The organism is Myxococcus vastator, from assembly GCF_010894475.1.
Taxonomy (GTDB): domain Bacteria; phylum Myxococcota; class Myxococcia; order Myxococcales; family Myxococcaceae; genus Myxococcus; species Myxococcus vastator.
Genome location: NZ_JAAIYB010000064.1, coordinates 1 through 25,216 on the forward strand (window position 1 = coordinate 1; position 25,216 = coordinate 25,216).

General features: G+C 69.8%; 19 protein-coding genes. 11 read left to right on the plus strand and 8 right to left on the minus strand.

The window, feature by feature from the left end; translation table 11 throughout:
- Positions 1–32 precede the first annotated feature (32 nt).
- On the plus strand, positions 33–5,591 hold the full coding sequence (locus G4D87_RS09245) for a DNA repair ATPase (RefSeq protein ID WP_163781018.1): 5,559 nt from the start codon (positions 33–35) through the stop codon (positions 5,589–5,591).
- Between the two features lie 8 nt (positions 5,592–5,599).
- Here the strand turns inward: G4D87_RS09245 and G4D87_RS09250 are convergent, their stop codons facing one another.
- Complete coding sequence (locus G4D87_RS09250; protein WP_163781020.1) at positions 5,600–6,295, minus strand: expansin EXLX1 family cellulose-binding protein; 696 nt, start codon at positions 6,293–6,295, stop codon at positions 5,600–5,602.
- 92 nt (positions 6,296–6,387) lie between these two features.
- Positions 6,388–8,142 (minus strand): vWA domain-containing protein, encoded by a 1,755-nt coding sequence (locus G4D87_RS09255; RefSeq protein ID WP_163781022.1) that lies wholly within the window; start codon positions 8,140–8,142, stop codon positions 6,388–6,390.
- Positions 8,143–8,285: 143 nt separating this feature from the next.
- Between G4D87_RS09255 and G4D87_RS09260 the strand changes: the two genes are divergently transcribed.
- Positions 8,286–8,774 (plus strand): VOC family protein, encoded by a 489-nt coding sequence (locus G4D87_RS09260; protein ID WP_176410080.1) that lies wholly within the window; start codon positions 8,286–8,288, stop codon positions 8,772–8,774.
- A gap of 1 nt (position 8,775) precedes the next feature.
- On the opposite strand, the gene G4D87_RS09265 is transcribed toward G4D87_RS09260, so the two are convergent.
- The 3 genes from G4D87_RS09265 to G4D87_RS09275 all read right to left on the minus strand — a co-directional run bounded on the left by G4D87_RS09265 (position 8,776) and on the right by G4D87_RS09275 (position 12,407).
- Positions 8,776–9,897: a heparan-alpha-glucosaminide N-acetyltransferase domain-containing protein gene (locus tag G4D87_RS09265; RefSeq protein WP_163781026.1), complete on the minus strand. Its 1,122-nt coding sequence runs from the start codon at positions 9,895–9,897 to the stop codon at positions 8,776–8,778.
- A 20-nt stretch (positions 9,898–9,917) separates the two neighbouring features.
- Complete coding sequence (locus G4D87_RS09270; protein ID WP_163781028.1) at positions 9,918–11,369, minus strand: metallophosphoesterase; 1,452 nt, start codon at positions 11,367–11,369, stop codon at positions 9,918–9,920.
- 114 nt (positions 11,370–11,483) lie between these two features.
- Positions 11,484–12,407: an SDR family oxidoreductase gene (locus G4D87_RS09275; RefSeq protein ID WP_163781030.1), complete on the minus strand. Its 924-nt coding sequence runs from the start codon at positions 12,405–12,407 to the stop codon at positions 11,484–11,486.
- Between the two features lie 154 nt (positions 12,408–12,561).
- On the opposite strand from G4D87_RS09275, the gene G4D87_RS09280 reads away from it, so the two are divergent.
- From G4D87_RS09280 to G4D87_RS09290, 3 genes are read left to right on the plus strand one after another with little or no spacing between them, the layout of a single operon-like run.
- Positions 12,562–13,968 carry a hypothetical protein gene (locus G4D87_RS09280; protein WP_163781032.1) on the plus strand — a complete coding sequence of 469 codons (1,407 nt, stop codon included), beginning with the start codon at positions 12,562–12,564 and terminating at the stop codon, positions 13,966–13,968.
- Entirely contained in the window at positions 13,958–14,635 is a 678-nt protein-coding gene (locus G4D87_RS09285; RefSeq protein ID WP_163781034.1) for a hypothetical protein, read from the plus strand. The genes G4D87_RS09280 and G4D87_RS09285 overlap by 11 nt, the downstream gene beginning before the upstream one ends.
- A gap of 11 nt (positions 14,636–14,646) precedes the next feature.
- A complete protein-coding gene (locus tag G4D87_RS09290; protein WP_163781036.1) occupies positions 14,647–16,197 on the plus strand; it encodes a DUF1501 domain-containing protein in 1,551 nt (516 codons plus the stop codon).
- A gap of 13 nt (positions 16,198–16,210) precedes the next feature.
- Here G4D87_RS09290 and G4D87_RS09295 read toward each other — a convergent pair whose 3' ends face one another.
- Together G4D87_RS09295 and G4D87_RS09300 are read right to left on the minus strand one after the other, a co-directional pair.
- Positions 16,211–16,768: a DUF3105 domain-containing protein gene (locus G4D87_RS09295; RefSeq protein WP_163781038.1), complete on the minus strand. Its 558-nt coding sequence runs from the start codon at positions 16,766–16,768 to the stop codon at positions 16,211–16,213.
- Complete coding sequence (locus G4D87_RS09300; protein WP_240358129.1) at positions 16,768–17,811, minus strand: serine/threonine-protein kinase; 1,044 nt, start codon at positions 17,809–17,811, stop codon at positions 16,768–16,770. Before G4D87_RS09300 ends, G4D87_RS09295 begins: the two co-directional genes overlap by 1 nt.
- Positions 17,812–18,060: 249 nt before the next feature.
- On the opposite strand from G4D87_RS09300, the gene G4D87_RS09305 reads away from it, so the two are divergent.
- The 3 genes from G4D87_RS09305 to G4D87_RS09315 all read left to right on the plus strand — a co-directional run bounded on the left by G4D87_RS09305 (position 18,061) and on the right by G4D87_RS09315 (position 22,497).
- On the plus strand, positions 18,061–19,935 hold the full coding sequence (locus G4D87_RS09305) for a M2 family metallopeptidase (RefSeq protein WP_163781043.1): 1,875 nt from the start codon (positions 18,061–18,063) through the stop codon (positions 19,933–19,935).
- Positions 19,936–20,050: 115 nt separating this feature from the next.
- The gene (locus tag G4D87_RS09310) at positions 20,051–20,254 is read left to right on the plus strand and encodes a cold-shock protein (protein ID WP_163781045.1); all 204 of its coding nucleotides are present in this window, start codon (positions 20,051–20,053) and stop codon (positions 20,252–20,254) included.
- A gap of 260 nt (positions 20,255–20,514) precedes the next feature.
- Complete coding sequence (locus tag G4D87_RS09315; RefSeq protein WP_163781050.1) at positions 20,515–22,497, plus strand: hypothetical protein; 1,983 nt, start codon at positions 20,515–20,517, stop codon at positions 22,495–22,497.
- Position 22,498: 1 nt separating this feature from the next.
- On the opposite strand, the gene G4D87_RS09320 is transcribed toward G4D87_RS09315, so the two are convergent.
- The gene (locus G4D87_RS09320; RefSeq protein WP_240358130.1) at positions 22,499–23,221 is read right to left on the minus strand and encodes an FKBP-type peptidyl-prolyl cis-trans isomerase; all 723 of its coding nucleotides are present in this window, start codon (positions 23,219–23,221) and stop codon (positions 22,499–22,501) included.
- A 218-nt stretch (positions 23,222–23,439) separates the two neighbouring features.
- Between G4D87_RS09320 and G4D87_RS09325 the strand changes: the two genes are divergently transcribed.
- The 3 genes from G4D87_RS09325 (at position 23,440) to G4D87_RS09335 (ending at position 25,096) form a co-directional block, all read left to right on the plus strand.
- On the plus strand, positions 23,440–23,775 hold the full coding sequence (locus G4D87_RS09325) for a PilZ domain-containing protein (protein WP_163781047.1): 336 nt from the start codon (positions 23,440–23,442) through the stop codon (positions 23,773–23,775).
- Between the two features lie 120 nt (positions 23,776–23,895).
- Positions 23,896–24,711 (plus strand): TP0624 family protein, encoded by an 816-nt coding sequence (locus tag G4D87_RS09330; protein ID WP_504112556.1) that lies wholly within the window; start codon positions 23,896–23,898, stop codon positions 24,709–24,711.
- 22 nt (positions 24,712–24,733) lie between these two features.
- Entirely contained in the window at positions 24,734–25,096 is a 363-nt protein-coding gene (locus G4D87_RS09335) for a PEGA domain-containing protein (RefSeq protein WP_163781049.1), read from the plus strand.
- Positions 25,097–25,216: the final 120 nt, after the last annotated feature.

Genomic DNA, 25,216 nt, shown 5'->3' on the forward strand with positions numbered 1-25,216 from the left:
GGTGGGGGTCTTCGCTTTTCCGGTGAACATTCATGGCAACTGACGGTGGCAAGGGCGCGGCGCCCGCGGGCGAAGCGGCGCTGGAAGGCGGCAGCTACGAGGTCATCCGTTCGCGGCTGCTGTCGCAGGCGGACGCGCTGGGCGCGAAGGCGACGGACCTCAACGGGCGGCGCAAGGCGCTCTTCGGTGGGACGGAGCTGGCCGTCATTGGCAACGAGCGGGTGCGCACCGAGCACAACTGCGTCCCGTGCGACATCGCCAGCGTCGGCAAGTACCTGCTCTTCGGCTACAACGTCTTCATCGGCCTGAAGCGGGAGACGTCGGTGTCCGACGTGTTCTCCCTGCACAAGTTCGAGAAGACGGCCGACGGGTTCGACTTCGCCACCGTGCCCAACTCCGAGGCCGGCGGGTTCCTGGCGGACCCGCGCTTCGTGAAGGACTTCGGCGAGCTCTACAAGTACTACAAGGACGCGAAGCTCCTTCAGATTCGCAAGCTGGACTCGCGCCTGCTGGCCATCTTCCAGACGGGCCAGTCGCTGCGCGACATCAAGGTCTTCCGCTTCAGCCTGGACGTGGAGGGCCGCGCCACCTACCTGGACAACCAGGGCGAGCGCGACCACGTCTTCCCGCCGTCGCACGACTTCGAGTGGACGGTGGCCACGCGGGACCACTACGTCACCGGCCAGCACCCGCACGTCAACGTGCTGGACCAGGTGTTCGTGGAGACGGTGAAGGGCGACCTCACCATCAAGGTGGAGGACAACACCTCCACCGGCATGGGCATCTACAACGAGCCCGTGGATGACCCGGACCAGTCGCTGGACGACGCCGAGTTCGCCTGGGCCAAGGTGGGCACGCTCATCTTGCTGCGCGTGCTGCCGTTCCGGGAGAAGGCGCACCGCTACCTCGTCTTCAACTCGCGCACGCAGCACGTGGTGCGCATCGACGCCATTGGCCAGGCGTGCGTGCGGCTGCCGGAGGACCAGGGCATCGTCTTCCCGGGCGGCTATTACCTCCAGACGGGGGACTACAAGGTCTTCGACGGCGCCGCGGCGTCGGAGGGCATGGAGTTCAAGCGCGCCATCCGCTCGCCCAACGGCGAGGACGTGCTCTACATCTTCCACCGGCGGACGGACGGCTGCTACGTCCTCTTCCCGTACAACCTGGTGCGCAAGGAGGTGCAGAACCCCCTGGTCGCGCACGGCATGAGCCTGTTCGCCGACGGGCAGCTCGTCATCTTCCGCTCCACGTCGGACGAGCCCACGCGCGTCCACCCGATGCAGGTGTGGCAGACCCCGTTCGTGTCCGCGGAGCACGCCGCGGCGACGCCGCCGGCCCCGGGCTACCTGGGCAAGGTGGGCAACGCGGAGCTGGTGCGCGGCATCTCCGACGCGCTCACGCTTCAGCGCGTCGCGAAGTCGGAGAAGCCCACCCGGCGCACGTATGAGGACCTGGTGTCCTCGGCCACCCGCGCGCTGGACGCGTACTACTGGCTGGGCCATGAGGAGACGGGCCTCCAGGAGCCGGTGGAGACCCTGCGGCGCACCTCCGAGCTCATCATCGATGAGTTCGAGAAGGTGGTCGCGATGCAGAAGCGCGCCACCGAGGCGCTGTCGGCCGCGGAGGTCGAGCAGGAGACGCTGCTCGTGCGTGTCCAGCCGGAGAACCTCACGAACGCCGAAGCCTTCATGCAGGCGCTGGCGGACCTGCGCAAGCAGCGTGGGCACCTGATTACGTTGAAGGACATCCGCTACATGGACCTGGGACGCGTGGACGTCCTGGAGACCGCGGTGGTGGAGGCATCCGACCGGGTCAGCACGGCCTGTGTGGAGTTCCTCCAGACAGGCGAGGCGCTGGCGCCGCTGGCCGAACGGCTGGATGTGCTGCTGGCGCAGCTGGAGCCGGTGCAGACGTCCGTGGAGCTGGCGCCCCTGGGCGAGGACGTGGACCGGACGGCGCACGGCCTGGAGGTCCTGGGCGAGGTTGTCGGCGGGCTCCAGGTGGGAGACCCCCTGGCCCGCGCTCGCATCCTGGAGGGCATCTCCGAGCTGTTCAGCCGCCTCAACCGCGTGCGCGCCAGCCTCGCGGCCAAGCGCAAGGAGCTGTCCGGCCGGGAGAAGCGCGCGGAGTTCGGCGCGCAGTTCAAGCTGCTGGGGCAGAGCATCGAAAGCGCGCTGTCGCAGGCGGACAGCCCGGAGCGCTGCGACGAGGCGATGTCCCGCCTCACCGTGCAGTTGGAGGAGCTGGAGGGCCGCTTCGGCGAGTTCGACGAGTTCCTGGAGCAGATCACCCAGAAGCGCGAGGAGCTGCTGGAGACCTTCGGCGCGCGCAAGCAGTCGCTGCTGGACGAGCGGCAGCGCCGCGCGCAGAGCCTCTTCGGCGCCGCGGAGCGCATCCTCCAGGGCGTGCAGCGCCGGGCCAAATCCTTCAAGAAGGATGACGAGCTCAACGGCTACTTCGCCTCCGACGCGATGATCCTCAAGCTGCGCCAGCTGGCCGATCAGCTGATGGAGCTTCAGGACAGCGTCCGCGCGGACGAGGTGCTGTCGCGCGTGAAGTCCGCCAAGCAGGACGCGCTGCGCGCCCTGAGGGACAGGCAGGACCTGTTCGCGGACGGCGACAACGTCATCAAGCTGGGGACGCACCGCTTCAACGTCAACACGCAGCCGCTGGACCTGACGCTGCTGCCGCGCGACGGCGAGCTGTACCTCCAGCTCACCGGCACGGACTACGCGCAGAAGGTGGAGGACGCGGAGCTGCTGAAGTACCGCGAGCTCTGGGACCAGCACCTGGTCTCCGAGTCGCCGGGCGTGTACCGCTCCGAGTACCTCGCGGGCTGCCTGCTGGCGGACGCGGAGGACGGCAAGCGTGGCCAGTCGCTGGACGCGCTGCACGAGGCGCTCATCAGCGGCACGCTGCTGGAGAAGGTGCGCGCGTACGCGGCCGACCGCTTCGACGAGGGCTACGAGCGCGGCGTCCATGACTCGGACGCGGTCTCCATCCTGGAGAAGCTGCTGGGGCTGCACCAGGGCGCTGGCTTGCTGCGCTTCGCGCCGGTGCCGCGCGCCTGGGCGGCGCTGTACTGGGCCTTCGACGCGGACGAGGCGGCCCGCACCTTGTTCCAGCGGCGCGCGCGCAGCCTGGCGCGGCTGCGCACCACCTTCGCGTCCGGCGGCAGCCTGGCCGAGGTGGGCGAGGCCCTGGGTGAGCGCATCGCCGCGTTCCTCACCGTGAACGGCCTGGCGCACTCGCCGGCCGAGCCGCGGCAGGCGGGCCGCTACCTCGTCGAGGAGCTGGGCGCGGAGCACCCGCGCTTCACCACCAGCGGCGAGGCGGTGGCGCTGCGGGACGCGTTCCTCCATGAGCTCGACCGGCACGGGACGCGGTCCGCGTTCGAGGACGACCTGCGCGGCCTGGAGAAGGACCTGGGCGCCCGGCTGGAGCTCGCCCGGGTGTGGCTGGACGGCTACCTCGCGCAGCGCGAGGGCGGTCCGGGTGACTCCGTCCACGTGGCGCTGGAGACGGCGGTGCTGCTGCTCACCGGCGCCAAGCTGGACCGCGAGACGGCGGGCGCGCTGACGGCCACCGAGGTCTCCGCGCTGCTGGGCAACCATGCGCGCATCCAGGACCGGAAGCTGCCGCTGCGCCTGGACGAGTTCCTGGCCCGCCTGGGCGAGTTCCGGCAGGTGCGCGTGCCCCAGTACCAGGCCTACCGCGCGCTGCTGCGGGACTTGCTGGAGCGCGAGCGCCGCAAGCTGCGCCTGGAGGAGCTGACGCCGAAGGTGCTGTCGTCCTTCGTGCGCAACCGGCTCATCGACGAGGTGTACCTGCCGCTCATCGGCGCCAACCTGGCGAAGCAGCTGGGCGCGGCGGGCGAGAACAAGCGCACGGACCGCATGGGCATGCTGCTGCTCATGTCGCCGCCGGGCTACGGCAAGACGACGCTGATGGAGTACGTCGCCAGCCGCCTGGGGCTCACCTTCGTGAAGGTGAACGGCCCGGCGCTGGGGCACTCCGTGAAGTCGCTGGACCCGGCCGAGGCGCCCAATGCCACGTCCCGGCAGGAGGTGGAGCGCATCAACCTGTCCTTCGAGATGGGCAACAACGTGATGCTCTACCTCGACGACATCCAGCACACGGACCCGGAGCTGCTCCAGAAGTTCATCTCCCTGTGCGACGGCCAGCGCCGCGTGGAAGGCGTGTGGAACGGCCGGACGCGCACCTACGACTTGCGCGGCAAGAAGTTCTGCGTGGTCATGGCCGGCAACCCCTACACGGAGACGGGTGAGCGCTTCCGCATCCCGGACATGCTCGCCAACCGCGCGGACACCTACAACCTGGGTGACATCCTCGACGGCAAGGAGCACCTGTTCGCGCTCAGCTACATCGAGAACGCGCTCACGTCGAACACGGTGACGGCGCCGCTGGCCACGCGAGATCCGGCGGACACGCACCGCCTCATCCGCATGGCGCAGGGCGAGGAGGTCCAGACGGGCGAGCTGAAGCACGGCTACGCGGCGGCGGAGCTCCAGGAAATCGTCGCGGTGTTCCAGCGCATGTTCCGGGCCCAGTCGGTGCTGTTGAAGGTGAACCTGCAGTACATCGCCTCGGCGGCGCAGGACGAGCGCTTCCGCGCCGAGCCCGCGTTCAAGTTGCAGGGCAGCTACCGCAACATGAACAAGCTGACGGAGAAGATTGTCTCCGCGATGACCGACGACGAGCTCGAGCGGCTCATCGACGACCACTACCAGGGCGAGTCCCAGACGCTGACGACGGCGGCGGAGCAGAACCTGCTCAAGCTGGCGGAGATGCGCGGGCGCCTGACGCCGGAGAAGGCGAAGCGCTGGGAGGACATCAAGCAGGGCTTCGCGCGCGTGAAGCGCATGGGCGGCAAGGAAGACGACCCCGTGGCCCGCGTCACCGGTCAGCTCAGCGGCATCGAGGAGCAGCTGGGCGCGGTGCGCGACGCGGTGGTGCAGGCGGCGAATCACGTCTCCGCCGCCCAGGCGCGTGACGAGCAGCCGGGGCCGGTGGTGGAGGTGCTGCCCCGGCTGGATTCCCTGCGCGAGGCCGTGCTGGAGGTGGCGAAGGTGGGCCGCGAGTCCGTGAAGGTCGCGAAGGCCGTGCCCGCGCCCGTGGCCCCCGTGGCCGCGGGGCCGGACCTGGCGCCGTACCTCAAGCACCTGGCGCACCTGCTCAAGGCGCTGACGGAGCGGGTGGCGGCGCAAGCCGAGCGGCCCGCGGAGCCGCCGGAGTCCGCGCCCACCGTGCGCATGGCGGCGCCGGTGCCCGCGCCCGACTTCGGCCCGTACATGGAGCAGCTCTCCCGCGCCATCACCGCGCTGGCGGAGCGTCCCGTGAATGTGTCCGCCAGCATGCCCGCGGAGGCCCTGCAGCGCACCGCGCTCAGCGGGCCGTCACCCGCCGAGCTCAGCCGTCAAATCGAGCTGGTGGAGGGCGTGCTGCTGCCGCTGGAGCGCGCCTCGCGCCGCGCCATCCAGGGCGAGGGCGAAGGCGTCATGAAGTCGCTCCAGGTCTGGCAGAACGTCACCGAGGCCCTGGAGTTGCTGCGCTCCATGCTGCGGCGCTGAGCCGCGCGCTAGCGGAACTGGCCAGAGCCCTCGGCGCTGCGGTTGTCGAGGACTCTGTCCAGCGTGTCTTCCAGTTGCTGGCCGTCCGCCGCGGTAACGCGCACGGAGAAGGGGCCGTCGCCCATGCCGCTCGAGTTGACGAAGTAGTTGTAGCTCTCGCGCGGGACGTCCTGCCAGCCGCCGGTGCCGCGCCGCCACTCCAGCTTCTGGATGGGCAGGCGGTGGTTGCGGACCTGGATGGCGGTCCACCAGGGATTGCTGCCGTCCTTGAAGTGGTACTCGAGGTTCCCCGCCACGTCGCAGGACACCGGCGTCCAGGTGATGTTGACCCGGCCCTGCTGCATCTCCGCGATGCGGGCGAAGGCCTCCCGGCTCAGGTCCAGGTGGCCGGATTCACACTCCGGGCACCGGTCCACGATGCGCACGCGGACCGAGCCCTTGGGCCCGGTGATGTCCACGCACTGTCCACAGGCCGCGCTGTTGGCGTACTGGGGCGTGTTCATGGCGGCCACCATCAAGTCACCCGTCGGCTCGTAGCTGCAGTTGCCGGAGCCGTTGGCGTCGTAGAAGGTGGCGATGCCCTGTTGCTCCTCGCCCAGCGGCGCGCCACCGCCAGACGGGTCGTCACTGCAACCGCCACAGGCGAGGAACGCCGTGGCGACAGGGAGGAGGAAGCGTCGGGACCGCGAGCGAAGAGGGTGCATGGCCGCTCAGCATAGCCCGGCAAACGGCATCGGGGTGGAAGGGCCCCAGGCACCCTCCACCCCGACGTGCATGCGGGCTTGTGCCCCGGGGGTCAGCGGCCCTGGACGGAGGCGCCCTTGAGGGCGCGGGCCTGCGTCACCAGCCGCACGAACTCCTTGCGGTCGGCGTCACCCTCGGTGGCGCCCGCGGCCAGCTTTTCGGCGGTGGCGAGGCTCCAGCCCTCCGCGGCGGGGCTGTCGCGGAGGACGTCCGCGGTGGCGGCCACGGCGACGGCGAAGCGGAAGTCCGGCGAGGCCTGCGCCAGCGTGTCACGCAGCTTCGCGCGCTCGAAGGGGAACTCGCGCTCGGAGGCCTCGGTGCCATTGGGCGCCTTGGCGCGGACGCGGACGGTGGCCAGCGCTTCGGTGGCCTCACCGGTCAGCTCCACCTCGTACACGGCGGTGACGTTGTGGCCGGCGCCAATCTCGCCCGCGTCCACCTTGTCGTTGCGGAAGTCGTGGTCGGCGACGTCGCGGTTCTCATAGCCCACCAGCCGGTAGCGGCGGACGGCGGCGGGGTTGAACTCCACCTGGAACTTCACGTCCTTGGCGATGACCTCCAGCGTGCCGGTGAGCTGCGTCTCGAACACCTTCTTCGCCTCGCGCAGGCTGTCCACGTAGTAGCAGTTGCCATTGCCCTTGTCCGCGAGCTTCTCCATCAGGTCGTCGCGGTAGTTGCCCATGCCGAGGCCCACGGTGGTGAGGGTGACGCCCTCCGCCGTGTACTTGTGGATGCTGTCCAGCATGGCGTTGGCGCTGATATTCCGGCCGATGTTGGCGTCACCGTCGGTGAGGACGACGACGCGGGACACCACGCTGCCGGAGGCCTTCTTCACCGCGTGGCGGTAGGCCATCTCCATGCCGGAGCCCATCGCCGTGCCGCCACCGGCAGTGAGGGAGTCGAGCGCGGCGTGGATGCGCTTCACGTCGGTGGCGGGCGTCGGCGGCAGCACGTCCCGGGTGTTGCCCGCGTAGGTGACGACGGCGACGGTGTCGTTCTCGTTGAGGTTCTTCACGGCGACCTTGATGGCCTGCACGGCGAGGGGCAGCTTGTCCTCCGAGTGCATGGAGCCGCTGGTGTCCACGAGGAACACGAGGTGCGCGGGCTTGCGCTGCGAGCGCGAGACGACCTTGCCCTGCACGCCGACGCGCAGGAAGTGGCGCTGGGCATTGAAGGGGGAGGGCGCGCCCTCCAGGTGCACCGCGAAGGCGCCCGTCTCCGGGGGCGCGTAGCGGAACTTGAAGTAGTTGACGAACTCCTCCACGCGGACGGCGGACGCGGGCGGGAGCTGGCCGTTGACGAGGTAGCGGCGCGACACCGTGTACGACGCGGTGTCCACGTCCGCGGCGAACGTGGAGAGCGGGTCCTTGGCCGTCTCGATGAAGGCGTTGGCCTTCCAGGCCTCGAAGGTGTTGCCGCCCGCGGGAGCGGCGTCGTCCCGGGGCTGGCCCTTGAAGGCCGCGCCCGCCGAGGCGTCGGCATCCGACTTCATGGGGCGTGCTTCGCGCCGCTTGGCGGCCTCCGGCGCCGGTGCGCGCGGCATGGGCCTGGCGACCGCGGGCGGCGGCGGGGCACCCGCGGGGGTCGCCGTGCCCACGGCGGGCTCGGCGCTGACCATGTCACTGGTGGACTCCTCGTACTCCTGGACGCGCGCGGCGCTGGCCTGCGGGGCCTTGGGAGCGGGCCGCTCGACGGTGGCGCGCTCGTCGGCGGCGGGGCTGCGGCTGTGGCATGCGGGCAGGGTGCCGGCGACGAGCAGGGCACTTCCCCAGACAGTCAGTTGGCGCTTCAGCGAGAAGGGGGACATCGAGGCTCCAAGGTCGGTGAGTAGGTCGCCTCCCGAAAACGCATGGCCCGAGAAAATGGGTCTACAGCCGGATGAATTTTCCGGCGAACACCCGCGCCGGGCGTCCTTGTCTGGAGCACCCCCGTCTGACAGGGTGCCGCGTCATGCAGACCGCCAGGCCATTTCGAATTCTGGGTGTCCAGCAGATCGCCATTGGAGGCGCGGACAAGGCGCCGCTCCGCAAGCTCTGGGTCGACCTGCTGGGCTTGACGCCTCACGGCACCTACCGCAGCGAGCGCGAGAACGTGGACGAGGACATCGTCACCGCGGGCGCGGGCCCCTTCAAGGTGGAGGTGGACCTGATGCAGCCCGTGGACCCTGAGAAGAAGCCCCGCGTCCAGGAGACGCCGCTCAACCACGTGGGCCTCTGGGTGGATGACCTGCCCGTGGCCGTGCGGTGGCTGGAGTCCCAGGGCCTGCGCTTCGCCCCCGGCGGCATCCGCAAGGGCGCCGCGGGCTTCGACATCTGCTTCATCCACCCCAAGGGCAGCGAGCAGTTCCCCTTCGGTGGAGAGGGCGTGCTCATTGAACTGGTGCAGGCGCCGAAGGAGGTCATCGCCGCCTTCGAGTCGCTCTCCGCCGCGGGCGCCTGAGTCAGCGTCCGGCGGAGGCGTGCGGGCCCTGCCGGAACAGCCGCCCCGACAGGGTCCGGAGCGCGGGCCGCAGCACGCGCTCCAGCCGGTCCGTGGCGACGCACAGCACGAAGGTGAGGCCGATGATGACGGCCGTCAGCGCCCAGTACTGGCCCCAGCCGCTGCGGTCTCCCCAGAAGCGCTGGAAGGAGAAGACGCCGCCCAGCTGGTAGAAGAGCAGCATCTCGTGGAAGAAGTACGCGGACAGCGACGACGTGCCGAACACCTCCACGAAGCGCCGCAGCCCGGACGGCGCCGCGTCCGGGGGGATTCGAGCCTCCAGCCACGTCAACACGAGCAGCACCGTGCTCACCCAGCCGAAGCGCGCCGCCGCGTTGGACGGATTGGCGACGAAGAAGCGGTGGGGCGGGTAGAGGCCGTAGAGGACGTCACCGAGCACCGCGCCCGTGAAGCCCAGGCCCATCAGCACCAGCAGCGCTTTGATGAGCCCGACGCGGCCCCAGGCGCCCGCCACCGTCCCCGCGAAGACGCCCAGCCACGCGTAGCCCAGCCAGGGCAGCAGCGGGAAGGGCGCGAAGGAGGACTTCTCCGTCAGCGTGGCCCAGGGGCCATCCACCTGCTCGCCCAGGGGCGACACGGCGAAGGTGACCATGGCCAGCGCGAAGGCGCCGGTGCTCAGCACCTTGGGGCGCGCGGAGAGCAGCGCGGCCACTGGCAGGACGGTGAGCAGGCACAGGCCCACGCACTGGAGGATGTCCATGCGGAAGAGCCACTGCGGCTCGCGCAGCAGGGGGAACCACGCCCAGTTGACCAGGGTGGCCACCGCGAGCACCTCGCCAGCGCGGCGGAGGTTGCGCTGGACGCGCTCGCGGAGCACGCCGCTGGCGGCGCTGCGGACCATCATCAGGGCGGTGGCGAAGCCGGCGGAGAAGATGAACGCGGGGGCCACCAGCCCGTCGACGCGCAGCAGCCGCGCCACCCATTCGCTCTGCCGCAGCTCGGGCGTGAGCAGGGCCAGGGAGTGCGTCTGGACCATGAAGAGCACCGCGATGCCCCGGAGCCAGTCGATGGCTCGGATGCGATCACGGGAGACGAGGGCAGGGGAGGCGGTCGTAGACGTCACGGACCGCCTACCCTAAAACATCAGCGGACCCAGCTCACGTTACTGATGGTGAATTTGGAGCCGTCCTGCTTCTCCGCGTTCGTCATCGGCGAGTACACCCGCGTGGAGAACGTGTTGGCCGCGGTGTCCACCTCCACCAGCCGCGTCAGGTTCGAGGTGTTCTCGTGGTACGCCGTCAGGATTTGATGGATGACGTTGCCGTGGACCCCCGTGCTGGCCAGGTACGCGGCGTTGCCCGTGTGCCCTGAGAAGACGAACCGCACGTTGGCGTACTGCTTGATGAGCTGGTCGAACACGTACTGCGGGCTGTTGTTGCCATAGCCGCCGTTGCGCTGCTCGATGCCGCCGCCGCCGTTCAGGTGGGAGTGGGTGTTGACGATGACGTTGTGACGCGGATGTTGCGCCAGCACCGTCTTCGCCCAGTCGACGGCGCCGGTGCGCGCCCACAGCTCCAGGTTGAGCACCAGCCAGTCGAGGCCGCCCGCGGAGAACGTGTGGAAGGAGTTGTCGATCTTCCCCGGCTCGTAGACGCCCTGAAGCCCGGTGAAGCGCGTGAGCGGGAAGTGCGCGTTGAAGGTGGAGGTGTCGCGCAGGTTGGCGTTGACGTTGCCCGGGCAGGCGCTGCCGCCGGGGCACACGGCCGCCGTGTCATGGTTGCCAATGGCGTAGACGTAGGGGAGGTCGGCGGCGTCCAGGAGCTCGGTGGCCTCGCTGGCGCGCACGTACTGGACGTGGTCCGGCGTGTCCCAGTTCACGACGTCGCCCGTGTGCAGCACGAAGCGCAGGTCGAGCGAGGCCCGGTTGGCCACCAGCCACTGGTACCGGTGGACGAGCCGCGTGGGGGGCGTGGTGAGGACCTCGTTCTGCGTGTCGGGGATGACGGCGAAGGTGAACTTCGTGTCGACCGGCGGCGCGGACTCGGGCGCGGCGTAGAACTTGATGCCCTGGTTGACCCAGCCGGCGGAGGCGAGCGCGTCGCGCTGGGCCTCGGTGATGGCGAAGCGGTGCTTGCGCAGCGAGGTGTTGGAGAAGCGGTACACGGGGACGAGGCACGCCGCGGCCGTCTTCGACGCGTAGAAGCCGACGTTCTCGTTCGTCGTGTAGCCCCCGTTCTGCATGAGGTCGTTCCGCTCGGCCTCATCGATGGTCCAGAAGTGCTCCTGCCGGCTGGGGCTGTAGATGCGGTAGACGGGAGACAGCCCCGTCCCCGTGGAGGCCGCGGCGAGGAAGGCCACGCCCCGGTCCTCCGTGTAGCCCCAGGTGGTAGCGGCGTTGGCGGCCTCGTTCGCGTTGAGCGTGTAGAGGCTGTCTCCGGTGGTCGGCTTGATGCGGTGATGGACGGACCGGCTCAGTGAGGCGCAGTTCAGCGCGGACTCGGCGCTGGCCACCTCGGGCCGCGACTCCACCGGGCCGCCGCACGCCGCCAGCAGGCCCAGCAGTGCCACGGGGACCGCGGTTCTCAGGTGTCTCAAAGGTGTCTCCTCGCAATGGGGTGTGTCGCGGACAGAAATGACCGCAAAACGAGTATTGCGAGAAAATCAATAGCACCTGAGGCGCGGTCCTGGAAGACCCACCTTGGACAGTGTCTACCTGTAACCCGTGGCGTCGGCGGGCTTGCCCGCGTCCTGGACCTCGACGACGTAGCGCCAGGCATCGGGCTGGCTGCCATCCAGGTCCGTGAAGCCGTAGACGCGCGCGAGCTGGCCGCTGGACAGGGACTGACCGTTCCACCGGGCCTTGTCCGCGTCAGCGGCCAGCGCGGCCACGGCGCGGCCGACATAGGCCGGCGTCTCCGAGATGACGAAGTGGGGCTCCTTCACCGTGGCGTCGCGCCAGTTGGCCTCGGTGACGCCGAAGTGCTCCAGCATGCCTTCGGAGCGCATCCAGCCCGGCGTCAGCGCGACGGCGGTGGCGCCATGGGGCTTCAGCTCCCGCGCCTGGCTCCAGGCCAACCGGAGGACAGAAGCCTTCGCGAGGTCATAGAACGTGGAGATGCGGTAGTTCGTCGCGTTGTAGTCGGCGGTGCCGTCGGTGACCTCGACGACGAGCCCTCCCGGGCGGCGGATGAGCAGCGGCAGGGCGAAGTGGCTGGTGATGAGGTGTGTCTCCACGCCCAGCCGGAGCAGCCGCAGCCCCTTGTCGAGCGAGTGCTCCCACACGCTCTTGTTCCACTCAAAGATGTGCTCGCCGCCCCAGATGTCGTTCACGAGCACGTCGAGCCGGCCCTGCTCCCGGTCGATGCGCTCCACCAAGGACTGGACCTGTTCGGGCACCAGGTGGTCCGTCTGCACGGCGATGCCCAGCCCGCCCGCCGCCGTCACCTGCTCGGCGGTGTCCTCGATGGTCTCCGGCCGGTTCTGCTCCGAGCGCTGCGCTCGAGTCGTCCGGCCCGTGACGTAGACGGTGGCGCCCGCCGCGCCGAGCTGCACCGCGATGCCCCGGCCCGCCCCGCGCGTGCCGCCCGCGACCAGTGCCACGCGTCCCTTCAGCGAATCCTTCATGTCCCGCATGCCTGCCTCCTCCTGGAATGTGCGCACCACGGGGAGAGCCTACGGAGGATTGTTGACACCTCTTGTCATGATTGGGCGAGTTGGCGCGGTTCGCGCAAGAACGCACCGCAACCTTTTCACGGCTCATCTGTTCAACGTCTCGCGAGGAGGTTGCGTGATTCGACGACTCATCCTGGGCGCCGTCCTCTGTCTGCCGTGGGCCGCGCTCGCCAAACCGCCAGCGGGAGGCGTGCTCTGTGCCACCTATCCCTCGGCGCCGGCCTGTACCGGACAGCAGCCGGCCTGCACGCTCTGCCATACGGCCCCGCCGCAGCGGAACGTCTTCGGCGCCGCGCTGGAGCCCCACCTGGCGCCCGGTGCGCCCAGGCCGCTCTCGGATGGCGGCTTCTCCCTGGCCCTGCCCGCCGCGCTGCGCGCCGTCGAGCCAGAGGACTCGGATGGCGACGGCGTGACGAACCTGGAGGAGCTGCTGCGCGGCACGCTGCCCGCGGACCCGGCCAGTGTGCCCGCCTCGGCGCCCGGGGACTGCGTGGCGGGGCAGAACCCCGGCTACGACATCTGCCGCTACGACTTGCGCTTCGCCTACCGGCGCGTGCTGCTCGACTTCTGCGGACGGTCGCCAACCTACGCGGAGCTCCAGGCCTTCGCCGCGCGCGGGGACGACAACAAGCGTGAGTTCATCGACGCGGAGCTGGAGCGCTGCACGGGCAGCGAGTTCTGGCGGGGCAAGGACGGGCAGCTCTGGAAGCTGGCCCACCCGAAGATTCGTCCGGTGGGCTCCATCAAGTCGGGCGAGGACGCGGGCCCGATTCCGCTCGCGGACTACTACGACGACTACGCGCTCTACGCCTACGCCCAGCTCGACCACCACGATGCGCGCGAGGTGATGACGGCGACGTACTTCGTGAGCCGTCAGACGGAGCCCACGCGCTACACCGCGACGCCTTCGTTGCCCTCTCAGTTCGTGGAGGAGGGCCGCCGCGCCGGCAACCTCACGTCGGCGTGGAGCCTCACGTCCTTCGTGATGTTCACCGCGCTGCCCCGGAACGCCGCGTCGCAGAGCTACCGCGCCTACCTGGGGCTCGACATCGCGCTCCAGGAGGGGCTCTACAGCATTCCCGGTGAGCCTCGGGACTACGACGCCAAGGGCGTGCAGGCGCCGGCCTGCGCCGCCTGCCACGCGACGCTGGACCCGCTGAGCTATCCCTTCCGCAACTACAACGGCATCGCCGGCGCCGCCTCGGCGCGCTACGTGCCCGGCCGAATCGAGCGGTACTTCAGCGCCGAGGCGCCCGACATCACCCAGATACCGGAGTCTGGCTTCCTGCTGGGCCAGCCCGTGAGGGACCTGGTCGAGTGGGCCCAGGTCGGCGCCAACAGCGACGCCTTCGCCAGCGCCGCCGTCACCGACTACTGGAAGCTGCTCGTGGGTCACCCGCCGACGGCCGAGGAGCAGGCCGAGTTCGTCACCCTGTGGCGGCGCTTCAAGGGCACGCATCAGTACAGCGTGCAGCGCATGCTTCATGACCTGATTCGCACGGAGGCCTACGGTGCGCCCTGAAACGCTGGTGGTTACCGCGGCGCTCGCGCTCGCTGGCTGCACGCGGCAGCCGATTGCCACGGTGCTGGACGTGGATGCCGGAGTCCCTCCGGTGGGGAACGAATCGGACGCGGGCACGCCCGTGGCTGTCGCCAGGTCGACCCGGAACAACCTTCGCTTCAAGGGGCCCGAACGGCTGACGACGGACTTCGCGGCGGCGCTCGACCTGCCTCCGGCGGGGCTGTGCAACGAGGTGGGGCAGTACCCGTGCGCGACGTTCGTCCACACCGTCACGCTGGGCGGCGTGGAGCCGTACCAGAGCGGCTTCTATGAGCCACTGCCCGTCACGGGGGTGACGACGCCCATCGCCGTGGAGCGAATGGCCCTGGCGGGCTGCACCCAGCGCGTCGCGCTCGATGTGAGCGCGCCGGCGGCGGCCGTCCTCTTCAAGGGCGTCGGTCTGGATGCCCAGGGCCGGCTGGAGGACCGGGCCGGGCCGCCGGTCCGAGCCGCCATCCAGGCGCTCTACCAACGCGGCCTCCAGCGTGACGCCGAGGCGGAGGAGGTGGACGCCTGGATTCAGCTCGCCGCGGACATCGAAGCCGCGGGCGGCACGCGCCCCGGCCGCGACTGGATGACCGCGGTCTGCTTCGCCGTCCTCTCCTCCGCCGAGTCCGTCTTCTTCTGAAGGAGCCTCCCATGTCACTTCGCAAAGATGGCCGGCTCTCGCGCCGGGAGTTGATGAGGGCGCTGTCGCTGTGCGCCGCGGGCTCGACGGTGTTGGGGCCGCTGCTGACCGGATGCCGCGAGTCGCTCGATACGCCCGATTCGCTGGGGCAGCGTGGCGGTGTCCGTCAGGCGCGGCTCGACGGAAAGCCCCGCTTCCTCATCGTCGTGGGGGCGGCGGGCGGCGCCTCGATCATCGACAGCTTCCTGGCGGTCCGGGCGTCGGAGGCGGGGCCGGATGCGGCCCGGCTCAACACGTTCGCGGACGGTCAGGTGCAGGGCGTGCTGGACTCGCCTTTCAGGGCGGTTCAGGTGAGCAGTCCGCGGCTTGGAAACATCCCCGTGCCGGTGAGGACGGACCAGCTGCCCTTCGTGACGAAGCACAAGGCGTCGATGCTGGTGGCGACGTCGGTGGGGACATCGGTCAACCACGTCATCGCGCAGAAGCGGAGCCTGACGGGGAACTCGGCGTGGCGGGGACGGACGCTGCAGGAGTGCGTGGCCTTGCAGTACGGCGCGGGCTTCCCCATCCCCAACGTGAACATGGGCATGGGCGGGTACGCGGAGCGGGGGACGGACGCCTCCCTGCCCGCGCACTGCTACGGCGAGGTGGTGACGAACCCGTCGCTGTGGCCCCTGGGGCTCGACGGGCGCAAGGGGCTCAAGGACGTGCCACCGGAAGACGTGGTGGCCCTGGCGCGCCAGACGCGGAACACGCTCGATGCGCGGTCCGTCTTCGGCCAGACGTTCGAAAACGCGCCCGCGCTCCGGCGGTGGAATGAACAGCGCGGCGTCGGGCAGCCCGCGCTGGAGCTGAAGGACCTCATCAACCGCCTCAACGTGCTGCCGGATACGCCGCCGCGGATTCCCCTGTCCGAGTACGGACTGTCCAGCTCCCCGGACGGAGCGCGCCTTCGCGCGGCCTTCCCGGACTACTTCACGGACCCGGTGGAGGGGCAGGCGGCGCTGGCCTTCCTGCTGCTCAAGCACCGGGTGTCGGTGACGGTGACGCTGGGGCCTTCGTTCAACGTGGCGGTGGGCGGGGAGACGGGCATCGCCAACCCGCCGCTGGCCTTCGACTTCAGCCACAACGACCACCGGACCGGGCAGGCCTTCATGTGGGCGCGCGTCCTGCGCGTGGTGGACCGGCTCATCGACCTGCTCAAGGCGGAGCCGTTCGACGCGGAGTCCGGTGAGAGCCTCTGGGACCGCACGCTCATCTATGTCGCCACCGAGTTCGGTCGCACTCGGCCCCGTGCGTTGAATGCCACGGAGTTCGGCACCGGGCATGACCTCAACAATGGCTTCCTGATGCTCTCACCCATGCTCCGGGGCAACACGGTGCTGGGGGGCATCGACTCGCGCACGACGTTGACCTACGGCTTCGACGCGCGCACGGGAGCGCCCGCGCAGGGGAAGCGGGAGTCGAACGAGGCGGACATCTTCTCCGGCATCCTGACGGCCATGGGCGTCGATACCTCCGGCAGCGGGCTGCCCGATGCGAGCGGCTTCCTGCCCACGTGACGGCACGTGCGGCTCAGGGCGCGGGGCACGTCAGCCCCGGCTCCGGCGCGCCGCGGTCCTGGAGCTGCATCAGGCAACGAAGGGCGTCGGGGTCCGCGGAGTCAGCCAGGTACGTCCGACGCCACAGCATCGCGGCCACGCGCCGGGGGAGCTGGGGCGCCGGCGCCACCAGGGCCCGGCGGACGCCGTTGCCACCGCGAGGCGCCGCCGCCGCCGCGGCCTCGAGCTTCGCCACTTCGTCCGGACACCCGTCCGGGCAGTTGTAGAGGAACACCGCGTGCCCGTGCTCCAGGTTGTGGACATAGAGGCAGGCCGCCACGGGCTCGGAGGAGTGTCCGCACGGCGCCACGCTGCCGCAGTGGAGGCCGGAGTTGGGCGGGTTCTCCCCGTTGCCGCACCCTTCGCTCGAACAGGTGTCGAGGTGGTGTGAGGGGCTCGGCTCCGACAGCGGAAAGCTGAAGCGCTCACACGCGTCGCCATCGTCGGAAGGGGTGTCGCCGCAGCCGGTGAGCGCGAGGACCGTGAGGAGGGGGAGGAGAGGACGGGGCATCACGGCCGCGTCATACCGCATCAGCCGGGGAATGCGCCCCGTCGCTCCACGTCGATGTCGCGCAGGCCCTTGAAGCCCAGGCGGGCGGCGAAGCGGAGGAACTCCTCCCGGGACAGGCTGCCCCCACGCGTGTTCGGGGGAAGCACGTCCAGGTCCATCGGCATGCGACTGCGCACGGCGAAGTCCACGCGGCCCGGCAGGTAGCCCGCATTGGCGGCGATGATGAGGTGCTCGGGGAGCCGCTGGGCCCAGCGCACCGCGACCTGCGGATGGACCTGGGCCTCCGAGCTGAACAGCAGCAAGGCCAGGGGACTGGCGATGCGCGGCGGCGTCTTCGAGCACCGCAGCACCTCGCGCTGAACCTCCAGCCGGCAGTCATGCAGCGTGTCGACGCCGGGGACATTGCCCCGGGTGATGTCCGTGGCCCTCCCCGCACGGAGGAGGACCTCCAGCGCCACCGGCGCCGCGAACCGTGAGGACCGCCGGGCCGCGTTCAGCAGGGCCACGGACTCCGTCACGGCGGTGCGTCCGGCGCGGCGGAGCGCGTCCTTGAGGAACGGGATGGGGGCATCCACGCCCTGAGCCGCCACGGTCCCCAGGACAGCCAGCCACTCCAGAGGGCCCGGCACGACCTGGGGCGACACGAGCGCATAGGTGAGCAGGCTGCAGCTGACCGCGGGCTCCAGGTCCCTCGCGGAGAGCACCAGGGAGCCAGGCGCCCTGGCCGCCTCTGCCTGCGGCGCCACGACGAGCGTGGGAACAGCCGAAGGGACGCTCGGGTCGCCCCACGGCGCCAGCTTCTCGAGCACCACCAACGCATCGGGTGGCGCCGCACGCAGGCGCTCCTGGAACGCCGGCGAGAACGCATGCTCGCCCTTGCCCGGTACCCGCGCCGTCACGCGGGCGCCTGCGGCCTGGAGCGCGCGGATTGCCAGCACCGCCGCGGCGAGCCCATCCACACCGGGGTGGGGCGCCACCACCACGCGGCGGCCCGTCAGCTCCGTCAGGAAGTGGCGTGCGTGCGCCAGCGCTTCTTCGGACGCGGGCCAACGCGGGTCCTTCATGTGTCCGAGCAACATGGACGAAGGTGTAACGCCTCCAGGTGACACGGACGGCAGGGGGCGCACCGCCCGCAAGGACCCCGGCCGGGCGGAGACTGGGCGAGCGAGGCACCCGTGAGCGCGGGTCCATCCTCGGCGTGTCGCGCCGCGTCGGTGGAGTGCGCGCTTCGCGACAGTGCGGTGCCTCCCCGGGCGGGAGAGCACCCAGTTTCGGGGTGTCATCAGGCGCGGGTTCTTCTACGGTCCGCGGCCATGAACCGGAAACGTCCCCTGAATTCTCTCCTGCGTGCGGCCGCGGCCATGGCGCTGCCCGCCTTCCTGGGGTGTGCCCAGGATTCACAAGTGACGCGCGAGGCGCCCGCGCCCGCCGAGTCTCCCGCCGCCGCGTCGCAGCCCACGCCCGAAGAGGCGAAGGCCTTCGCGGAGAAGGTGAACGCGGACCTCAAGCGCCTGTGGACGAAGCAGGCCACCGCGGAGTGGATCAAGTCCACGTACATCACCGACGACACCGAGCAGAACGCCGCCTTCGTCAACGAAGAGGTGCTGGCCTACGTCAACGGCGCCATCAAGGAGGCCCGGCGCTTCGAGGGCCTGACGCTGGACGCGGACACCACGCGCATGCTGCACCTGCTCAAGGTGTACCAGGCGCTGCCGGCGCCGTCGGATGCGAAGAAGCGGTCGGAGCTGGCCGCCACGGCGGCGAGGCTGGAGGGCCTCTACGGCAAGGGCAAGTACTGCGGGCCGGACGGGAAGGGGAAGTGCCGCGACCTGGAGGTGCTGTCCGACGTCATCGCGGAGAGCCGCGACTACGACGAGCTGCTGGACGCGTGGCAGGGCTGGCACTCCGTGGCCCGTCCCATGCGGCCGCTGTACGAGCGCCTGGTGTCCATCTCCAACGAGGGCGCGAAGGACATCGGCTTCAACGACCTGGGCACGCTGTGGCGCTCCGCGTACGACATGTCGCCGGCCGAGTTCGAGGTCGAGGCCCAGCGCCTGTGGGGCCAGGTGAAGCCGCTCTACGACGACCTGCACTGCTACGTGCGCGGCCGTCTGGCGAAGCAGTACGGCGCCGACAAGGTGCCCGACGGCGAGCCCATCCCCGCGCACCTGCTGGGCAACATGTGGGCGCAGGAGTGGAACAACATCTACCCGCTGGTGGAGCCCTTCCCCGGCCAGGCCAGCCTGGACGTGGACGCGGCGCTGAAGCAGCAGAAGTATGACGCCATGCGCATGGTGAAGCTGGGTGAGAAGTTCTTCACCTCGCTGGGCCTCAAGCCGCTGCCGAAGAGCTTCTTCGAGCGCTCGCAGTTCACCAAGCCGGAGGGCCGCGACGTCGTCTGCCACGCCAGCGCCTGGGACGTGAACTACAGCAACGACCTGCGCATCAAGATGTGCATCAAGCCCACGGAGGAGGACCTCGTCACCATCCACCACGAGCTGGGCCACAACTACTACTACACGTACTACTACCAGCTCCCGGTCCTCTATCAGGCTGGCGCGAACGACGGCTTCCACGAGGCCATTGGTGACGCGCTCACGCTGTCCATCACCCCGGGCTACCTGCAGCAGGCGGGGCTCCTGCAAGCCGTTCCGAAGAACGAGAAGAACCTCATCAACCTGCAGATGAAGGACGCGCTGGAGAAGATTGCCTTCCTACCGTTCGGTCTGCTCGTGGACCAGTGGCGCTGGGAGGTGTTCTCCGGCCGCGTGCAGCCGGCGGACTACAACAAGTCCTGGTGGACGCTGCGGGAGAAGTACCAGGGCGTCGCCGCGCCGGTGGCCCGTTCGGAGCAGGACTTCGACCCGGGGGCCAAGTACCATGTGCCCGCAAACGTTCCGTATACGCGGTATTTCCTGGCGCGCATCCTCCAGTTCCAGTTCCACAAGGCGCTCTGCGAGGCGTCTGGCTACAAGGGCGCCCTCCACGAGTGCTCCATCTATGGGAACAAGGAGGCCGGCAAGCGGCTCCAGGCCATGTTGGAGCTGGGCGCGAGCAAGCCGTGGCCCGACGCGCTCCAGGCCATGACGGGGACCCGGCAGATGGATGCCGGTCCGCTGCTCGACTACTTCAGCCCGCTGCGGACCTGGCTCCAGGCACAGAACCAGGGCCAGAAGTGCGGTTGGTGACGGTCGGGAGTAGACGCGCCGGGCGACCCCGCTTAAATTGATGCCGTCTAGGCGAGTTCGCTCGTAGGACCGGACGGCGGATATTCGCGTCCGTGACGAAAGAAGAAGAGCGCAAATGGCTACTGGTTCCGTGAAGTGGTTCAACGATGCGAAGGGTTTCGGTTTCCTCACTCAGGACGGTGGTGGTGAGGACGTGTTCTGCCACCACACCGCCATCAACATGGATGGCTTCCGTACCCTTCAGGAGGGCCAGAAGGTGGAGTTCGAAGTGACCCGCGGCCCCAAGGGCCTGCAGGCCCAGAACGTCCGGTCGGCCTGAGCCGAGCGTCGTTCGAACTGCTTCTGATGCATCATGAGGGTCCGGCCCCACGGGGTCGGGCCCTTCGTGCTTTTGGAGAGCGCTCCGTGCCTTTGCCGACGAAGTTCCGCCGCTCACGCGCCTGGCTGCTGCCCGTTCTCACCGCGGTGGGGTGCTCCACCACGCCGGCCGTGCCGCCGAGCACGGGCGCGGACGCCCTCCCTGCCGCCGCGTCCGAGGCACCGCCCGCTGTCAACGTCCCGGAGAAGGAGTCCGCCGCCATGCCGTCCACGTTCGACGTCGCGGCCCTGAAGGCGGAGCTCGTGGCGCGGCACGGTGAGGCGCAGCGGGCCCGCATCGAGCGGGGCGTGGAGCAGGTGGCGCTGATGTGGCGGCCGGAGGACGGAGACCTCGCGGCCTTCGCGCGTGAACAGTTCCTGTCGGACCCGAAGGCGCTCGACGCGACGTTCCAGCGGCTGGAGCGGCTGTTCGAGCAGCTCGACGGGCACCTGTACGAAATCGGGCGCGAGCTCCAGTGGTACACCGACCTGGACCTGGGGCCGCTGCTGCCGGTGGAGCCCCTGGTGGCGGCTTACAATCCGGCGGCCCACGTCACCATGGACCTGTTCCGCGCGCGCGTGGGGTTCGTGGTGTTGCTCAACTTCCCGCTCACCACGCTGGCGGAGCGCGTGGCGCAGGGGCCGTCATGGACGCGGCGGCAGTGGGCCGAGACGCGGCTGGCCGGGCGCTTCAGCCAGCGCGTCCCCGCGGAGGTTGAACAGGCCTCCTCGCGCGCCAGCGCCGCGGCCAACCTGTACATCGCTGAATACAACCTCTGGATGCATCACCTGGTGGATGGGCAGGGGCGGCGGCCCTTCCCCAAGGGGCTGCGGCTCATCAGCCACTGGAACCTGCGTGACGAGCTGAAGGGGGACTACTCCGATGCGGCGACGGGCGCGCTGAAGCAGCGGATGATCGTCCAGGTGATGGAGCGCATTGTCACCCAGACGATTCCCGCGGCCGTCATCGACAACCCGCGGCTGGACTGGGACCCCTTCACCAACACCGTCACGGTGGCCCCGCCGGAGACGGTGGAGGCGGATGCGCCCGCGCGCACGACGAAGCCGGAGGCGTCACCGGAGCCGGACACGCGCTACGCGCACCTGCTGGCCACGTTCCAGGCGGCCCGTCAGGCGGACCCCTACGTGCCGGTGGCGCCCACGCGAATCGCTCGGAGCTTCGAGCTGGGCCGCGAGCTGCCGGAGGCGCGCGTCCGGGCGCTGCTGACGCAGGTGCTGGAGTCCCCGCTGGTGCCGCGCGTGGCGAAGGAGATTGAGGCGCGCCTGGGCCGGAAGCTGGAGCCGCAGGACCTCTGGTACTCGGGCTTCAATCCGAGCGGCAAGCGGCCGGAGTCCGAGCTGGATGCGCTGACGCGCGAGCGCTACCCCACGGCGGACGCGTTCGCGAAGGACCTGCCGCGCATCCTCCAGGGCATGGGCTTCACGAAGGCGAAGGCCGTGTGGCTGGCGGAGCGCATCCGCGTGGACGCGTCGCGCGGAGCGGGGCACGCGCAGCCGGCGCTGCGGCGAGGCGACTTCCCCCGGCTGCGCACGCGCGTGGAGAAGGGGGGCATGGACTACAAGGGCTACAACATCGCGGTGCACGAGCTGGGGCACAACGTGGAGCAGGTGTTCAGCCTCTACGGCGTGGACCACACGCTGCTCGCGGGCGTGCCCAACAACGCCTTCACGGAGGCGCTGGCTTTCGTGTTCCAGTCACGCGACCTGGAGCTGCTCGGGCTGGGCACGCCGGACGCGGCGAGCGAGCGGGAGCGGGTGCTCGGCGAGCTGTGGCAGACGTGGGAGCGCGCGGGCATCGCGTTGGTGGACATGGCGGTGTGGCACTGGCTGTACGCGCACCCGGAGGCGACGCCGGCCCAGCTTCGCGAGGCGGTGGTGGGAATCGCCCGCGAGGTGTGGAACCAGTCCTTCGCGCCGGTGCTGGGCGGGGAGGGGAGCACGCTGCTGGCCGTCTACAGCCACATGATCAGCTACCCGCTCTACCTGCCCGACTATCCGCTGGGCCACCTCATCGCGTTCCAGATTGAGGAGCACCTGAAGCGCAAGGGGCCGCTGGGCGCCGAGTTCGAACGCATGGCCACCTACGGTTCGGTGACGCCGGACCTGTGGATGGTTCATGCGACCGGGGCCCCGGTGAGCGCGGAGCCGCTGCTCCGCGCCGCCGAGGCCGCCTTGAGTCGCTGACCTACGGCTGCCGGGACGTGTCGCCGGGGATGTCGATGAGCTCGACGTCGAAGGTGAGGACGGCGTTGGGCGGGATGCGCGAGCCGGAGGGCGGCCGCTCGCCGTAGGCGGTGTTGCCAGGGCAGGTGAGCTTCGCCTTGCCGCCCACCTTCATCTTCGCCACGCCCTGCGTCCAGCAGGGGATGACGCCGTTGAGCGGGAACTCGACGGGGATTCCGCGCCGGGCGGAGGTGTCGAAGATGGTGCCATCCACCAGCCGGCCCTCGTAGTGGACCTTGACGGTTTCGACGGCGCGCGGGCTGCGGCCGGTTCCCGCCTGGACCTGCTTGTAGACGACGCCGGAGGGGAGCACCTCCGCGCCGGGCTCCTTCGCGGCGCGCTCCAGCGCGGCCTTGCCCGCGAGCGCCTGCCGGCTCTTGGCGAAGGCTTGAATCCGCTGCGCCTGGTCCTTCGGGTCGATGTCGGACGTCTTTCCACCGAGTCCGTCGGCCAGGCCCTGCTGCAGCACCTTCAGCTCCTCGGGCGACAGCGCGAAGAGGGACAAATCACGGCCAATGGAGAGGCCGAGCGTGTAGAGCGTCTCCCGGTCTTCCTCGGACAGCGCGGCGGCCGGAGTCGCCGGTGCGGCCTTGGCCGCGGGCTTCTTCGCCGACTTCGAGTCCTGCGCCTGGGCGCCCGTCGCGCCGAGCGCGAACACCAGGGCCGCCGTCCACATCGATCGCATGCATCCACCTTTCATGAAAACCGGCGCACTATAGAGCGTGGCCGCGCGCTCGGTAGACACAAGCCCGCGCGAAGAATTCACCGAGGAAGCACAGCGAGCACGCGAGGCCTCCGCGCGCCGTCCGTTTTCTTGCGAGTTCAGCGCGCGCCTCTACCCTGCATCCAGGTTGCTTCACCCCCGGAGCAACCTGTTGCACCACTGACGGAGGCGAAGAAGCCATGAGCGACAAGCGGAAGAACAAGCGGGCGCCCCTCGACATCTACCTGAACAAGTACATGGGTGGCGTGCCGTACATGTCGCGAGCCGCGGACATCAGCCAGGAAGGGCTGAGCCTCGCCCGGCTGCTCGAGCCTCAGCACGAGGCCAAGCGCATCGGTCTCCAGTTCCAGCTCCCGGGCTCGGAGGAGATCATCTACGCCGAGGGCGAAGTGGTGCGTGAGTGGGCGGAGCTGGGCGTCAAGCGCGAGCGCTCCGGTGTGCGCTTCACGCTGCTCACCGACCGTCACCGCAAGATGATCGACGCCTACGTCGACCGTCACGGCAACGAGAACTGACGCCTACCCGCCGTGCCGCAGGGGCCTGCCTTGACTTCCCCGGAAGCAGGCCCGTTGAATGGGAAGCCATTCTGCCCTGACTCGACCCGCGACGTCGGACGAGGGGCTGGAGGATTTCCCGTGAGACACTCGCTGTGGGGGATGCTGCTGGCCGTGCCACTGACGGCGTTCGGCCAGGGCAAGGAAGCGAAGGCCCCGAAGCCCGCCGTCGCCGCCGTGAAAACGGCACCGGGGGCACCGGGCGTCAACTGGGAAGGGCAGGTCCTGCGGGCCACGGGAGCGGGTGCTCCCGACCTGAAGGCCTCCAACCCCGGACAGGCCCGGCTGGGCGCCGAGCGGACCGCCAGGCAGTCCGCCGTCCAGAACCTCATGGCCCAGGCCGGGCGCCTCCACGTCAGCGCGGGCCGCACCGTGGCGGACGAGCTGATCCGCGAAGACGTCCGCAAGCGGGTGGAGGCCGCGATGGGCGGCTACAAGGTCGTCGCCCGGCGGTTCTTCTCCGACAGTGGTGTGGAGATTGACGTGGAGGTGCCGCTGTCGGCCCTCACCGCGTCGCTGTTCTCGCCGCCCGCCACGGACACCGTCATCGCCATCAACGGCGCGGGCGCGAAGAAGTACACGGGCCTGGTGGTGGATGCGCGAGGGCTCGGCGTGCAACCCGTGCTGGCGCCCCGCCTGCTCGATGACAGCGGCAAGGCGCTGTACGGCGCGGCGGCGCTGGCCAACGAGCGCCGTGCCGCGACCGCCGTGGCCGCGTGGTTCCAGAGCCTGGATGCGGCGAAGAAGGCCTCGCTGGTGGGGGACAAGCCCCTGGTGGTGAAGGCCACGGGGTCCAAGGGGTCCGATCTGGTGCTCGCCTCGGAGGACGCGAAGGCGCTCGCCGAGGCCAACACGCGCTTCCTGGCCGAGGGCCGGGTCGTGATTGTCACGCAGTGACTTCGAGGTCCTCGGCGAGCTGATGCGGAAGCTTCTGCTGTTGTTGTGGGTGTTCACGTTCGCTGGGTGTGCGAAGCGTCAGGAGCCCGAGTCCCTGCTCAAGGCCCGCGAGCTGATGGCGGAAGCCCAGAATCCCAGCGGCAACCTGGCCCTGCTCTGCGAGCCCGTGGACGCGGAGGTGTACCTGGATGGCGTCTGGCAGGGGCTCTGCAGTGACTTCTCGGGTTCCCCCAAGGCGCTGCGAGTGGGCAGCGGCCTGCACGAGATTGAAGTGAAGAAGCAGGGGTACTGGCCCTATACGACGTACTTCGAGCCCAGCCGGGCGCGCGCGCGGCTGACCATCCAGCTCCGGGCCTCGGGGTCGAAGGCCGGTGGTTCGGAGTGAAGCCGGGCCGGTCGTAGAGCGAACGGGCTTCCACGAAAGCTCGTTTCCTGTGCTTTCGTGACGTGCAATCAGGACATGCCGCCGCCGTAGCTGGGACTGAAGAGGAGAGCGCCATCGGAC